Origin of the sequence: Pseudomonas sp. BAV 4579 (assembly GCF_009765395.1) — a bacterium.
In the GTDB taxonomy this organism is placed as follows: Bacteria; Pseudomonadota; Gammaproteobacteria; order Pseudomonadales; family Pseudomonadaceae; genus Chryseomonas; species Chryseomonas aestiva.
Genome location: NZ_WHOV01000055.1, coordinates 32790 through 45810, shown reverse-complemented (window position 1 = coordinate 45810; position 13021 = coordinate 32790). Strand labels below are relative to the sequence as shown.

Below are 13021 nucleotides of genomic sequence, written 5' to 3'. Positions count from 1 at the left end.
GGGCCGCATGAGCACGCCGCTGACCCTGAGGGTGCTGGGCACCTCGGTGACACTGCTCGAACCCATCCGCCAGCGGGCGGAGGCGGAGCTGGGCATCCGCCTGGTCTACCAGATCCATGACGTCCAGACCGCCCAGCGCATCGCGGTGCTGGAGCCGGGCAGCTACGATCTCTATGACCAGTGGTTCCACAACGTCGACTTCGTCTGGCCGGCGCGGGCGATCCAGCCCATCGACATCCGCCGCATCGCGCTCTGGGAGGAGATCAACGACCTGCCCAAGCGCGGCCGGCTGCATGCCACCGATCGCCTGGCGCCCGGTTGCCGGCCGTGCGACCGCCTCTATGTGCAGCACGACGGCAGCCTGGGCGGCCAGCCCAGCGAACGCATCAGCATGCTGCCGCTGACTCACAACGCCGACAGCTTCGCCTATCGTCCGGAAAGTCTGCCTGCCGCCTTGGCGGGTCAGCAGGAGAGCTGGGCCTGGCTGATCGACGAAGGCTGGTGTGGCCACAGCGCCCTGCAAAGCGACGCCGCCATCGGCGCCCTGGACGCCGCCCTGGCGATCCAGGGCGCCGGTCTCGCCCGTTTCGACGACATCGGCAATCTGCGCCTGGAGGAGATCGACCGTCTGGCCGAATTGCTGGTGGAGCGCCAGCGCCATCGGCATTTCGCGGCGTTCTGGTCCGACGACCGCAGCGCCGGCGAGCTGACCCTGGCCGCCGGGGTGGACATCCAGAGTCTCTGGTCGCCCATGCTCATGGCCCTGCACCGGGCGGGGGTGGACTACCGGGTGGCGGTCCCGCGCGAGGGCTACCGCGCCTGGTTCGGCGGGCTGTCGCTGTCGCGCTGCGCGGAGGGGCGGGTGCGCGATGCCGCCTATGCCTACCTCAACTGGTGGCTGGCCGGCTGGCCCGGGGCGGTGATGGCGCGCCAGGGGTTCTATATCGCCAATCCGGTGCGGGCGCGGGATCACCTGAGCGCCGCCGAGTGGGACTTCTGGTACGGCGGCCTGCCGGCCCGTGAAGAGCTCGCCGGCAGCGACGGCCTGCCGCTGATCGAGGTGGGTCAGCGTCGCGAAGGCGGTTCCTATGCCGAACGCATGAGCCATATCGGTGTATGGAATTCGGTGATGGACGAGCACAACTATCTGGTGCGGCGCTGGAGCGAATTCCTGCGCACCACGGCCGCCTGAGGCGACATCCTCTAGGCGAGAACCGCGCGCCAGACGCCTTGCTGCGCTGTTGCCCAGGCGACAGCAGCTGGACAGCTGCCCTTGGCGCTACACCTGAAATTGTCTTACATTTGATCGCAAGTTATTGATGTAAAACGAATTTTTGACTTGGTTCGGTTCTTGATTGAAGGCTCAGGGTCACTGTTTCGCTCGTCCTCGTGGCGAGCCCAACCCGGAGAGCCCTTGCATGTCGCAGAACCCCGTCAAATTCGCCTATTGGGTCCCCAACGTCAGCGGCGGCCTGGTCGTCAGCACCATCGATCAGCGCACCCACTGGGGCATCGACTACAACCGCACCCTGGCCCAGCTCGCCGAGCGGGCCGGCTTCGACTACGCCCTGACGCAGATCCGTTTCACCGCCGGCTACGGCGCCGAATACCAGCATGAATCGGTGGCCTTTAGCCATGCGCTGCTGGCCGCCACCGAGCGGCTCAAGGTGATCGCCGCCATCCTGCCCGGCCCCTGGAATCCGGCGCTGGCGGCCAAGCAGCTGGCGACCATCGACCAGCTCACCAACGGCCGGGTCGCCATCAACCTGGTGTCCGGCTGGTTCAAGGGTGAATTCCACGGCATCGGCGAGCCCTGGCTGGAGCACGACGAACGCTATCGGCGTTCCGAGGAATTCATCCGCGCCCTCAAGGGCATCTGGACCCAGGACAACTTCAGTTTCGCCGGCGACTTCTATCGCTTCCGCGACTACACCCTGAAACCCAAGCCGCTGCAGCAGCCGCACCCGGAGATCTTCCAGGGTGGCAGCTCGCGGGCCGCGCGGGACATGGCGGCACGGGTTTCCGACTGGTACTTCACCAACGGCGGCACCCGCGAGGAGATTCGCGCCCAGGTGCAGGACCTGCGCGCCAAGGCCGCGGCGGAGGGGCGTGAGGTCAAGGTCGGGGTGAATGCCTTCATCATCGCGCGCGACACCGAGGCCGAGGCGCGCGAGGTGTTGCGGGAGATCGTGGCCAAGGCCAATCCGGAGGCGGTCAAGGCCTTTGGCGATGCGGCGCGCCAGGCTGGTGCTGCCAGCCCGGAAGGCAAGGGCAACTGGGCCAATTCCAGCTTCGAGGATCTGGTGCAGTACAACGACGGCTTCAAGCCGAACCTGATCGGTACGCCCGAGCAGGTCGCCGAGCGCATCGTGGCGCTCAAGGCCGAGGGCGTCGACCTGGTGCTGGCCGGCTTCCTGCACTTCCAGGAGGAGGTGGAGTACTTCGGCCAGCGCGTGCTGCCGCTGGTGCGCGACCTCGAAGCCCGGGCCGCGGCCCAGGCGGCGGCCTAGGCTGAGCCAGCCGAATCGAGGCCAGGCCAGACCAGGAAAGCTGCCAAGAGCGAGAGGCAGGGCCGGAAGCCGGCGGCTGGGTGGGCTAAGCTCCCGGGACGACCAGGGAGCCCATGCCATGAACAAGACCTCCTACAACGCCATCGCCGACACCTTTCGCCAGGCCCGCGTCAGCCTCAGGGACGACGAGCGTCGCTATCTGGACGTGCTCCTGGAAAAGCTCGAACCCGGCGCCACCCTGCTCGATCTGGGCTGTGGCACCGGCACCCCGGTGGCCGCCGCCATCCTCGCCCAGGGACATCGCGTGCTGGGGGTTGACCAGGCGGCCGCCATGCTGGCCCATGCGCGGCGGGAATTTCCCAAGCAGCGCTGGATCGAGGCGCGGCTGGAAACCTACGCCTGCGCCGAACGCTACCAGGGTGCGCTGCTGTGGGATTCGCTGTTCCATCTGGAGCGCCGCTGGCACGCGACGCTCCTGGCGCGGGTGATCGCCGGGCTCCCGCAAGGGGGACGACTGATGCTGACGGCGGGCGGCTCGGCGGCGGATGCCTTCGTCGATACCATGTTCGACCAGCCGTTCTTCTACGACTCCCACCCGCCGGAGGAGCTGCGCGCCCTGCTCTTGGGGCAGGGCGTGCGCATCCTCATCGACGAATTCATGGACCTGCCCGACGGCGACCGCAACCGTGGACGCTGTGCCTTCGTCGTGGAAAAGCTCTGACGCTCCAAGAGAACGAGGCGCGAATCACTCCTTCCAGCCCGGCTGGTAGAGGCTGCCGTGGGCCTGGTCCAGGGCGGCGCGGACCTTGGGCGAGTGCTGGTAGAGATCGATCAGCTTGGCCAGGCGCGGATCGTCCCGGTTGTCCGGGCGGGCGACGAACTGGATGACGTACTCCGGGTGGTCGAGGCCATCGAAGAGCAGGGCCTGGTTGGGATCTATGGTCTTGGCCAGGCGCAGGTAGTGCGGATAACCCTGGGCCACGTCGACGTCGTCCAGCGAGCGGGCCAGCTGCACGGCCTCCAGTTCGACGATCTGGATGTCGCGCGGATTGCCGGTGATGTCCGCCAGGGTGGCGTGGTAGCCGACGCCGGGCCTCAAGGTGATGAAGCCGGCCTTCTCCAGCAGCAACAGGCCACGGCCGCCGTTGATGGCATCGTTGGCGATGGCCACCCGTGCGCCCTGGGGGACCTCGGCCAGGGTGCGGTACTTCTTCGAATAGAGCCCGACGTTGTTGATGATCCCCGGCGCCACCGCCACCAGGTCATAGCCGGCGGTGCGCTTGGCGTTCTCCAGGAAGGGGATGTGCTGGTAGTAGTTGGCGTCGATATCGTGGTTGGCGAGGCTGGTGTTGGGGGCGATCCAGTCGCTGAATTCGACGATCTCGACGTCCACCCCGGCGGCCCTGGCCTCCTGCACCGCGACTTCCAGCGGCGGGGCGAAGGCGGCGGTGGTGCCGATCTTGAGCGGCGCGGCCAGGGCTGCGGTGCTGCAGAGGCCGAGGGCGAAGAGCAGGGGTTTGAGGCGGGTCATGGGGCGTCCTTGAGGGGTCGGTCCTGGCGGAAACGGCTGCCGAAATGGCGGGTGTCGAGGTGGTCGCCGCGGCCGAACAGCTTGTGTCTGAAGCTGCCCTCGGCATAGGCGGTCTTGTAGCGACCCCGGCTCTGCAGCTCCGGGATCACCAGGTCGATGAAGTCGCCGTAGCACTCGGGGGTGACGGTACGCGCCAGGTTGAAGCCGTCCAGCCCGGTTTCGTCGATCCAGCCGAGCAGGGCATCGGCCACCTGCCCGGGATCGCCGACCAGGGCGGTGTAGCGGCCACCGAGGGCGTGCTGCTCCAGCAGCTTGCGGCGGGTCCAGCCGGCGTCCTTGGCCACCAGGCGCTTGAGCGCCGATTCGATGGCCTCGGTCCGTTGCGGGCGGATGGGTTCGTCGAGGCCATATGCGGCGAGGTCTATGCCCACCGAGGCCGAATGGTGGGCGACGCCGGCCTCGGGGCTGGCGTAAGTCAGGTATTCGACGTGCTTGTCGCGGGCTTCAGCAGCGGTGGGGGCGACGATCACCGTGAGGCCCATGAACAGCTTGACGTCATCCGCGCGGCGGCCGGCGGCCACTGCCGCGCCCCGCACTCGCTCGACCTGGGCGCGGGTGGCGGCCTGGTCCTGCCCGGAGATGAACACGCACTCGGCATGACGCCCGGCAAAGGCCAGGCCGCGATCCGAGGCGCCGGCCTGGAACAGCACCGGGGTGCGTTGCCGCGAGGGCTCGCAGAGGTGATAGCCCTCGACGTCGAAGAATTCGCCATGGTGCGCGACCTTGCGCACCCGCTCGGGACGGGCATAGATCCGCTGGACGCGATCGCGGACCACCGCATCGTCGGCCCAGCTGCCTTCGAGCAGCTTGTAGAGCACTTCCAGGTATTCGTCGGCCTGGTCGTAGCGCCGGTCGTGGGCGATCTGCCGGTCCAGGCCCATGGCGCGGGCGGCGCTGTCCAGGTAGCCGGTGACGATGTTCCAGCCGACGCGGCCTTCGCTCAGGTGATCCAGGGTGGAAAGGCGGCGGGCGAAGGGATAGAGCGGCTCGTAGGTGAGGTTGGCGGTGAGGCCGAAACCCAGGTGCCGGGTGCTGGCGGCCATGGCCGAGACCAGCAGGAAGGGATCGTTGACCGGCAACTGGATGGATTCGCGCAGGGTCAGGTCGACATTGCCGTCATAGACGTCGTAAACGCCGAGGATGTCGGCGATGAACAGCCCGTCGAACAGCCCGCGTTCCAGCAGCTGGGCCAGTTCGGTCCAGTAGCCGAGGGTGTGGTAGCGGCTGGAGGTGTCACGCGGATGGGTCCAGAGGCCGTGGTTGATGTGACCCACGGTGTTCATGTTGAAGGCGTTGAGCAGCACCTGCTTGGCGGGAGCAGTCATGGGGCGGGCGCCCCCATGGGGAGAAGAGTCCGGAGCACGGCCATGGGATCCTCGGGTTCAAGGCGAAAGGAGAGATCCGGTGGTCCGGTGGTTATACGTTAGCTTCAAGATATACAGGGCTATAAATAGCTTTTCGGAATAACGTTAAGACGTTCACGGGCGTGGGGTTCGCCTCTAACCAAATTCCAAATCGGTATTAATATGACCTTTGCTTATTCCTTATCGTGGCCGGCACCCATTCGCCGCCCGCTGAGGAATTCATGGCCGCTATCCGCTTTTCGTTCCGCGCAGGTCTTCTCCGCCGGGGCCTGCTCGCGCTGGGTCTGCTAGGCCTCGCCAGCACCGTCCAGGCCGATACCAACCTGCGTATCGGCTACCAGAAATCCTCCACCCTGCTGGTGCTGCTCAAGGAGCAAGGCACCCTGGAGCGGGATCTGGCAGCCAAGGGCATCACCGTCAGCTGGCATGAGTTCTCCAGCGGCCTGCCGCTGCTGGAATCCCTCAACGTGGGCAACGTGGATCTCTCCGCCGACGTCGCCGACACCGTGCCGGTGTTCGCCCAGGCGGCGGGTGCCAAGCTCACCTATTTCGCCCGGGAAACGCCATCGCCCCAGGCCCAGGCCATCCTGGTCCCGGAAGGCTCGCCGCTGCAGAGCGTTGCCGATCTCAAGGGCAAGCGCATCGCCGTGACCAAGGCCGCCGGTAGCCACTACCTGCTGATCGCCGCCCTGCAGCAGGCCGGTCTGACCTTCGCCGACATCCAGCCGGCCTATCTCACTCCGGCCGACGGTCGCGCCGCCCTGGAGAACGGCAAGGTGGACGCCTGGGTGACCTGGGAGCCCTTCGTCGCCAGCGCCCAGCACCCAGCGCCAGCAGCACGTTCGCATCCTCGCCTCGGGCGAGGGCCTGGCCAGCTACCAGCGCCACTACCTGGCCGCCACGCCCTATGCCCAGGCCCACCCCGAGGTGTTGGCCCTGGTCTTCGCCGAATTGCAGCGCACCGGCCAGTGGGTGAAGCAGCATCCCGCCGCGGCGGCACGCATCCTCGGTCCGCAGTGGGGCCGCCTGGACGAGGCCACCGTCGAACTGGCCAACAGCCGCCGCAGCTACGCTGTCCAGCCGGTCAGTCGCGCGGCCCTCGGCGAGCAGCAGCGCATCGCCGATGCCTTCCATGCCGCCAAATTGCTGCCCACTGCGGTGGACGCCAGCGCCGTGGACCTCTGGACCCCCAGCGCTCCCCTGCCTTCTCGCTAGCGGACAAGGAACTCGAGATGCACAAGACCACGCTACGCTGGGCCGCCGGCCTGGCCCTGCTCGGCAGCGCGCTGCTGGCGCAGGCCGCACCGCCCAAGGAAGTCCGTCTGGACTACGCCTACTATGCCCCCACCAGCCTGGTGCTCAAGGAGCAGGGCCTGCTGGAAAAGCGCCTCGCCGACCAAGGCATCGCCGTGCGCTGGGTGTTCAGCCAGGGCAGCAATCGCTCGCTGGAATACCTCAACAGCGGCAGCACCGATTTCGCCTCCACCGCGGGCCTCGCGGCGCTGCTCAGCCGCGCCAATGGCGCCCCGATCGAAACCCTCTATCTCGCCAGTCGCCCGGAATGGACCGCCCTGGTGGTACCCAAGGATTCGCCGCTCAAGTCCCTGGCCGATCTCAAGGGCAAGAAGATCGCCGCGACCAAGGGCACCGATCCCTATCTGTTCCTGCTGCGCAGCCTGCGCGAGGCGAGGCTGCAGAAGGGCGACGTGGAAATCGTCCATCTCCAGCACCCGGACGGTCGCGCCGCCCTGGAGCGCGGCCAGGTAGACGCCTGGGCCGGTCTCGATCCGCACATGGCCGCCAGCGAATTGCAAGCGGGCTCGCGCCTGCTCTATCGCAATCTCGACTTCAACAGCTATGGCGTGCTGAGCACTACCGAGACCTTCGCCAAGGCCCAGCCGGAGCTGGTCAAGGCGGTGCTGGGCGCCTATGAAGACGCCCGCCACTGGACCCTGGCCCATCCGCGGGAGACCGCCGAGTTGCTGGCCAAGGCGTCCGGCCTGCCGCTGGAAGTCGCCCGGCGCCAGCTCGCCCGTACCGATTTCGGCCAGCCGCTGCCGGGGCCGCAATTCATCGCCGCGCTCAAGGACGCCGCGCCGCTGCTGGCCGAAGAAGGCCTGGTACGCCCTGGCGTGGACGCCGTCGCGGCGGTCGATTCCCTGGTCCAGCCCGAACTGGCCCAGGCCGTGCTCAAGGGCGAACCCGCCGTGGCCAAGGTGACCGCGCCGTGAGCGATGAACTGACCCAGGCCGCGCCGCTGGTCCAGGCCGCCCGACCCGCCCGCGGTGCGGATGGCCGCTGGCGCGGCGCCGTGCTGCCCCTGGGGCTGGTGGCGGTGCTGGAAGCGGTGGTGCGCCTGGGCTGGCTGCCGGCCTACCAGATGCCACCACCCAGCGAGGTGCTGCGGACCTTATGGCTGCTGGGGGAAGGGGAGTTGTGGCGGCACCTGGCGGCCAGTCTGGCGCGGGTCGCCAGTGGCTTCGCCCTGGGCGCGGGTCTGGCGCTGCTGATCGGCGCCTGGGTCGGGCTGTCGCGCCGCGCCGAGGCCTATCTCGATCCGCTGTTCCAGGCGCTGCGCGCCATTCCCAGCCTGGCCTGGGTGCCCCTGCTGCTGCTCTGGCTGGGCATCGATGAAACGCCCAAGATCGTGCTGATCGCTCTGGGTGCCTTCTTTCCACTGTACCTGGCGCTGGTCAGCGGCATTCGCGACGTCGATCGCCGCCTGGTGGAAGTGGGGCGCCTCTATCGCCTGTCGCGCCCGGCGCTGATCCGCCGCATCCTGCTGCCGGCCGCCCTGCCCAGTCTGTTCACCGGCCTGCGGGGAGCCCTGAGCATGAGCTGGATGTTCCTGGTGGCCGCCGAATTGATCGCCGCCACCGCCGGCCTCGGCTACCTGCTCAGCGACGGTCGGGAGACCTCGCGACCGGACGTGGTCATCGTTGCCATCCTGGTGCTGGCGGTGCTCGGCAAGCTCAGTGACGCATTGCTGCTGCGCCTGGAACGCCGGGCGCTGGCCTGGCGCGACACCTACCAGGGTGGCCAGTGATGAGCGAACCCCTGCTGTCCCTCGAACGCATCGGCAAAGCCTTTGCCGGACGCCGGGTGCTGGAAGGCGTCGACCTGACCCTGGCCGCCGGCGAGGTGGTCAGCCTGCTGGGTGCCAGTGGCTGCGGCAAGAGCACCCTGCTGCGTATCGCCGCCGGGCTGGACGACGCCTTCAGTGGCCACATGACCCTGGCCGCGGCCAGCCAGGGCGTCGGCGTGGTGTTCCAGGAGCCGCGGCTGATGCCCTGGCTGGACGTGGCCGCCAATGTTGGTTTCGCCGACGGCGCGCGCTTCGATCGCGCCTGGACGGCGCAGTTGCTCAGTGACGTCGGGCTGGAGGGGCAGGGCGCCTTGCTGCCCAGGCAACTCTCTGGCGGCATGGCGCAGCGGGTCGCCATCGCCCGCGGGCTCTATGGTCGCCCACCGCTGCTGTTGCTCGACGAGCCCTTCAGCGCGGTGGACGCCTTCACCCGCTGGCAATTGCAGGATCTGGTGCTGCGCCTGGTGGCCCGGTATCACATCGGCGTGCTGCTGGTGACCCACGATCTGGACGAGGCCTTCTACCTGGGCGACCGCGTCCTGGTCCTGGGCGGCGCGCCCTCGCGCGTGCAGCGCCGCTTCGCCGTTGCGGCGCCCCATCCGCGTGAGCGGCGCAGCCCCGCCTTGCTGGCCCAGGCCGCCGAGGCCTATGAGGAATTGCAGCGGCTCAGGGTGTGAGGCAACGAGCACGGAAGGGTCGACGAAGGCGTGCGCAATCGCCCGCGAGCGGGCAGTATCGGATGGCCGCGGCGAGCCCCAGCCGCACCCCGACAGTCGACCCCTCCAAGGAGCTTCCATGAGCCCATCCGCAGCGGTATTGGCCGAACTGGCCCCCCAGGGCGTTCTGCGCACCGCGATCAACTACGGCAATCCGGTGCTGGCGCAACGCGGCGCCGATGGTGAGCCGGCCGGCGTCTCGGTGGCCCTGGCCCGGGCGCTGGCCGAGCGCCTGGGCGTGCCGGTGCAGTTCACGACCCACGATGCCGCCGGCAAGGTCTTTGCCGCGCTGCAGGAAGACGCCTGGGACCTGGCCTTTCTCGCCATCGAACCGGTGCGGGCGGCGCAGATCGCCTTCAGCGAACCCTATGTCATCATCGAGGGCACCTATCTGCTGCGCGCGGACGATCCGGCCCAGGGTGTCGTCGAGCTGGACCAGGCCGGGCGCCGCATCGCTGTGGGACAGGGCGCGGCCTATGACCTCTATCTCAGTCGCACCCTGACCCAGGCGGAGCTGATGCGAGCGCCCACCTCGCCAGCGGCCATCGACTGGTTCGTCGAGCAGCGCCTGGATGCCGCCGCCGGGGTCCGCCAGCCCCTGGAAGCCTATGCCGCGGCTCATCCGGGCTACCGCGTGTTGGCCGACAGTTTCACCGAGATCCGCCAGGCCATGGCTGTGCCCAAGGGGCGCGCCGCCGCGGCGGCCTTCGTGCAGGACTTTCTCGATGAGCAACTGCGCAGCGGCCTGGTCGCCCGCGAACTGGCGGCCAGCGGTCAGGGCGACGTGCGGATCGGCGCGCCCTCGACGGGCGGCTAAAAGGGTCGCCCGGCGCCAGAGGGAATCGGTCCGCGGCGCCGTTTCGTCGGCTGGATGACAGCTTGGGGCGCTATTCTTGGCGCTACGGCAGGGGCTGGATGAAATCATCGACGCCCCCTGCTGCCAAACGCCTGTCCCAGCACCCTTAGCTTCGAGGTCGATCTTGCTCGCCACCCTGTCCGATCCTGCCTTTCTCGCCGGTCTCCTGCAGATCGTCGTCATCGATATCCTGCTCGGCGGCGACAACGCCGTGGTGATCGCCCTGGCCTGTCGGCGGTTGCCGGAGGCGCAACGGCGCAAGGCCATCCTCGGCGGCGTTGCCGGCGCGGTGATCCTGCGTATCCTGTTGCTGTTCGTCGCCAGCTATGTGCTGGGCTGGCCGCTGCTCAAGGTGGTCGGCGGCGTGCTGCTGCTGTGGATCGGCATCAAGTTGCTGACCCCCGAAGAGGACGAGGCCAACGTCAAGGCCGGTACCACCCTGGGCCAGGCCATCTGGATCATCATGGTGGCCGACGTGGTGATGAGCTTGGACAACGTCATCGCCGTGGCGGGCGCTGCCCAGGGGCACCTGGGCCTGGCCATTACCGGGGTGCTTATCAGCATCCCCATCATCATCTTCGGCAGCCAGCTCATCCTGAAACTCATGGAAAGGTTTCGCTGGCTGGTGGTGGCCGGCGCGGCGCTGCTGGGCTGGATCGCCGGCAAGCTGATCGCCAGCGACGAACTGCTGCAGGGCTGGCTGGGCTTTGCCGATGTGCACTGGGTGCCCTATGCGGCCGGGGCGATCGGCGCGGCCTTCGTGCTGGCGGTGGGTCAGCTGCTGGCGCGGCGCGCGGTCACCGCCTGAGCTTCGCCAGCTGCTCTGGAGCTGCTGAGCGGCAGCTCCCAAGTGAGGGCGTAACCCGCGTCTGCATCGTCACTGCATATCGTTAGTCAAATTCCGTCTTTACCAAAAGTTATAACAGCTCATTAGCCTATAACGCTTTCGGATGGCCAGTCGGCACGGAGCGTAAGGATGAGCAGGGTAGGGAAGGGCCTGGCAGTTATCGCTGCCATGATGGGTGTCCTGGGCTTCGCGGGCAGTGCCGCTGCCGAGGGCAGGATCAGCATTGCCCAGCAATTCGGCATCGGCTATCTGATCCTCGACGTGGTGCGCGATCAGCAATTGATCGAAAAGCACGGCAAGGCCGCCGGCCTGGACATCCAGGTGGACTGGAACAGCATCTCCGGCGCCACCGCCATGAACGAGGCGCTGCTGGCCGGCGCGCTGGACGTGGTCTCCGCCGGGGTACCGCCGATGCTGACGGTCTGGGATCGCACCCGCGGCCGGCAGAACGTCAAGGCCATCGCCGCCCTGGGCGCCATGCCCAACTACCTGTTGAGCAATCGCGCCGAGGTCAGGTCAATCAGGGACCTGACCGACCAGGACCGCATCGCCGTGCCGGCGGCGGGCGTGGGCTCCCAGTCGCGCACCCTGCAGATCGAGACGGCCAAGGTCTTCGGCGACGCCCAGTTCAAGAAATTCGATGCCATCAGCGTAAGTCTGCCGCACCCCGATGCCAGCGCCGCCCTGATGGCGGGCGGCTCGGAGATCACCACCCACTTCTCCAGCCCGCCGTTCCAGTACCAGGCGCTGGAGAATCCTCGGGTCCACCGCATCCTCAGCAGCTACGACGTCCTTGGCGGACCGGGCACCTTCAACGTGCTCTACACCACCGAGAAATTCCACGACGAGAATCCCAAGACTTATCGCGCCTTCTACGGCGCCCTGGTAGAGGCTGCCGCCTTCATCCGCGCCAACAAGGCCGCGGCCGCGGAGGCCTATATCCGCGTCGAGCATTCCAAGCTGCCGCTGGCCCTGGTACAGCGCATCGTCGAAGACCCGGAGATCGACTTCACCGTCGAGCCCCAGCGCACCTTCGTCTACGCCCGGAAGCTGCATGAGCTGGGCGTGCTGAAACACCAGGCTGCCTCCTGGCAGGACTACTTCTTCCCCGCAGCCCACGAGCGTCCCGGCAGCTGAGCTGGACCACCAAGGAGAACACTCCCATGACTCTCGCATCCCCCCGTCCGGCCGGCGGCCAGACGTTCGAGATCCGTCCCTTCGGTAACCTGGGGGCCGAGATCCTCGGTATCGATCTGGCCCAGCCGCTCAATGCCGACGACTTCGCCCGCGTTCATCGCGCCCACCTGGACCACCATGTGGTGGTGTTCCGCGACCAGCGCATCTCCCCTGAGGAGCAGATCGCCTTCAGCCGCCGCTTCGGCGCGTTGCAGATCCATGTGCTCAAGCAATTCCACCTGGCCGGCCACCCAGAGATCCTCATCGTCTCCAACATCGTCGAAGACGGCCAGCCCATCGGCCTGGGCGATGCCGGCAAGTTCTGGCACTCCGATCTCTCCTACAAGGAGCTGCCGAGCCTGGGTTCCATGCTGCATGCTCAGGAGTTGCCGGAGGTGGGCGGCGATACCCTCTTCGCCAACATGCACCTGGCCTACGACACCCTGCCGGCGGCGCTCAAGCGCCAGGTCGAGGGTCTGCAGGCCGAGCATTCCTACACCGCCACCTACGCCAAACCCAAGTTCGAGGGCAACTGGCGGCCGACCCTGACTGCCGCACAACTGGCCGAGGTCAAGGCGGTGGTGCATCCGGTGGTGCGCACCCATCCGGAAAACGGCCGCAAGGCGCTGTTCGTCAGCGAGGGCTTCACCACCCACATCGTCGGCCTGCCGGAAGACGAGAGTCGCGAGCTGCTGGCCGAGCTCCATACCCACAGCGTCAAGCCCGAGCACCTCTATCGCCACCAGTGGCAACCCCACGACCTGGTGTTCTGGGACAACCGCTCGCTGCTGCACCTGGCGGCCGGCTGCCCCAATCATCTGCGGCGCAAGCTGTATCGCACGACCATCCAGGGCGATGCGCCTTTCTAAAGGATGA

The 13021-nt window shown here is 67.6% G+C and carries 12 protein-coding genes and 1 pseudogene; 11 read left to right on the top strand and 2 right to left on the bottom strand.

Going from position 1 to position 13021, the window contains the following annotated elements:
• Positions 1 to 7 precede the first annotated feature (7 nt).
• The 3 genes from GSQ95_RS12690 (at position 8) to GSQ95_RS12680 (ending at position 3231) form a co-directional block, all read left to right on the top strand.
• Entirely contained in the window at positions 8 to 1192 is a 1185-nt protein-coding gene (locus GSQ95_RS12690; RefSeq protein WP_158896895.1) for a PotD/PotF family extracellular solute-binding protein, read from the top strand.
• 226 nt (positions 1193 to 1418) lie between these two features.
• Positions 1419 to 2510: a dimethylsulfone monooxygenase SfnG gene (gene sfnG, locus GSQ95_RS12685; protein ID WP_158896894.1), complete on the top strand. Its 1092-nt coding sequence runs from the start codon at positions 1419 to 1421 to the stop codon at positions 2508 to 2510.
• A gap of 118 nt (positions 2511 to 2628) precedes the next feature.
• Positions 2629 to 3231: a trans-aconitate 2-methyltransferase gene (locus GSQ95_RS12680; protein ID WP_158896893.1), complete on the top strand. Its 603-nt coding sequence runs from the start codon at positions 2629 to 2631 to the stop codon at positions 3229 to 3231.
• Between the two features lie 24 nt (positions 3232 to 3255).
• Here the strand turns inward: GSQ95_RS12680 and GSQ95_RS12675 are convergent, their stop codons facing one another.
• Both GSQ95_RS12675 and GSQ95_RS12670 read right to left on the bottom strand, forming a co-directional pair.
• Positions 3256 to 4041, bottom strand: a complete 786-nt coding sequence (locus GSQ95_RS12675; protein WP_158896892.1) for a MetQ/NlpA family ABC transporter substrate-binding protein — start codon at positions 4039 to 4041, stop codon at positions 3256 to 3258.
• Positions 4038 to 5426 carry an LLM class flavin-dependent oxidoreductase gene (locus tag GSQ95_RS12670; RefSeq protein ID WP_158896891.1) on the bottom strand — a complete coding sequence of 463 codons (1389 nt, stop codon included), beginning with the start codon at positions 5424 to 5426 and terminating at the stop codon, positions 4038 to 4040. Before GSQ95_RS12670 ends, GSQ95_RS12675 begins: the two co-directional genes overlap by 4 nt.
• 260 nt (positions 5427 to 5686) lie before the next feature.
• On the opposite strand from GSQ95_RS12670, the pseudogene GSQ95_RS12665 reads away from it, so the two are divergent.
• The 8 genes and pseudogenes from GSQ95_RS12665 (at position 5687) to GSQ95_RS12630 (ending at position 13014) form a co-directional block, all read left to right on the top strand.
• Positions 5687 to 6680 (top strand): annotated as a pseudogene (locus GSQ95_RS12665) (aliphatic sulfonate ABC transporter substrate-binding protein).
• Between the two features lie 17 nt (positions 6681 to 6697).
• Positions 6698 to 7696: an aliphatic sulfonate ABC transporter substrate-binding protein gene (locus GSQ95_RS12660; RefSeq protein WP_158896890.1), complete on the top strand. Its 999-nt coding sequence runs from the start codon at positions 6698 to 6700 to the stop codon at positions 7694 to 7696.
• An 8-nt stretch (positions 7697 to 7704) separates the two neighbouring features.
• A complete protein-coding gene (locus tag GSQ95_RS12655) occupies positions 7705 to 8511 on the top strand; it encodes an ABC transporter permease (RefSeq protein ID WP_372240124.1) in 807 nt (268 codons plus the stop codon).
• A complete protein-coding gene (locus GSQ95_RS12650) occupies positions 8511 to 9227 on the top strand; it encodes an ABC transporter ATP-binding protein (protein WP_158896888.1) in 717 nt (238 codons plus the stop codon). Before GSQ95_RS12655 ends, GSQ95_RS12650 begins: the two co-directional genes overlap by 1 nt.
• Positions 9228 to 9345: 118 nt before the next feature.
• On the top strand, positions 9346 to 10083 hold the full coding sequence (locus GSQ95_RS12645; protein ID WP_158896887.1) for an ABC transporter substrate-binding protein: 738 nt from the start codon (positions 9346 to 9348) through the stop codon (positions 10081 to 10083).
• Positions 10084 to 10246: 163 nt separating this feature from the next.
• On the top strand, positions 10247 to 10930 hold the full coding sequence (locus GSQ95_RS12640; RefSeq protein ID WP_158896886.1) for a TerC family protein: 684 nt from the start codon (positions 10247 to 10249) through the stop codon (positions 10928 to 10930).
• Between the two features lie 168 nt (positions 10931 to 11098).
• Positions 11099 to 12106 (top strand): ABC transporter substrate-binding protein, encoded by a 1008-nt coding sequence (locus tag GSQ95_RS12635; RefSeq protein ID WP_158896885.1) that lies wholly within the window; start codon positions 11099 to 11101, stop codon positions 12104 to 12106.
• Positions 12107 to 12132: 26 nt separating this feature from the next.
• Complete coding sequence (locus GSQ95_RS12630; protein WP_158896884.1) at positions 12133 to 13014, top strand: TauD/TfdA family dioxygenase; 882 nt, start codon at positions 12133 to 12135, stop codon at positions 13012 to 13014.
• Positions 13015 to 13021 lie beyond the last annotated feature (7 nt).

Excerpts from the sequence above, each read along its gene's own strand:
- GSQ95_RS12690 (WP_158896895.1), top strand. The coding sequence starts at position 8 with ATGAGCACGCCGCTGACCCTGAGGGTGCTGGGCACCTCGGTGACACTG.
- sfnG (WP_158896894.1), top strand. The coding sequence starts at position 1,419 with ATGTCGCAGAACCCCGTCAAATTCGCCTATTGGGTCCCCAACGTCAGC.
- GSQ95_RS12680 (WP_158896893.1), top strand. The coding sequence starts at position 2,629 with ATGAACAAGACCTCCTACAACGCCATCGCCGACACCTTTCGCCAGGCC.
- GSQ95_RS12675 (WP_158896892.1), bottom strand. The coding sequence starts at position 4,041 with ATGACCCGCCTCAAACCCCTGCTCTTCGCCCTCGGCCTCTGCAGCACC.
- GSQ95_RS12670 (WP_158896891.1), bottom strand. The coding sequence starts at position 5,426 with ATGACTGCTCCCGCCAAGCAGGTGCTGCTCAACGCCTTCAACATGAAC.
- GSQ95_RS12660 (WP_158896890.1), top strand. The coding sequence starts at position 6,698 with ATGCACAAGACCACGCTACGCTGGGCCGCCGGCCTGGCCCTGCTCGGC.
- GSQ95_RS12650 (WP_158896888.1), top strand. The coding sequence starts at position 8,511 with ATGAGCGAACCCCTGCTGTCCCTCGAACGCATCGGCAAAGCCTTTGCC.
- GSQ95_RS12645 (WP_158896887.1), top strand. The coding sequence starts at position 9,346 with ATGAGCCCATCCGCAGCGGTATTGGCCGAACTGGCCCCCCAGGGCGTT.
- GSQ95_RS12635 (WP_158896885.1), top strand. The coding sequence starts at position 11,099 with ATGAGCAGGGTAGGGAAGGGCCTGGCAGTTATCGCTGCCATGATGGGT.
- GSQ95_RS12630 (WP_158896884.1), top strand. The coding sequence starts at position 12,133 with ATGACTCTCGCATCCCCCCGTCCGGCCGGCGGCCAGACGTTCGAGATC.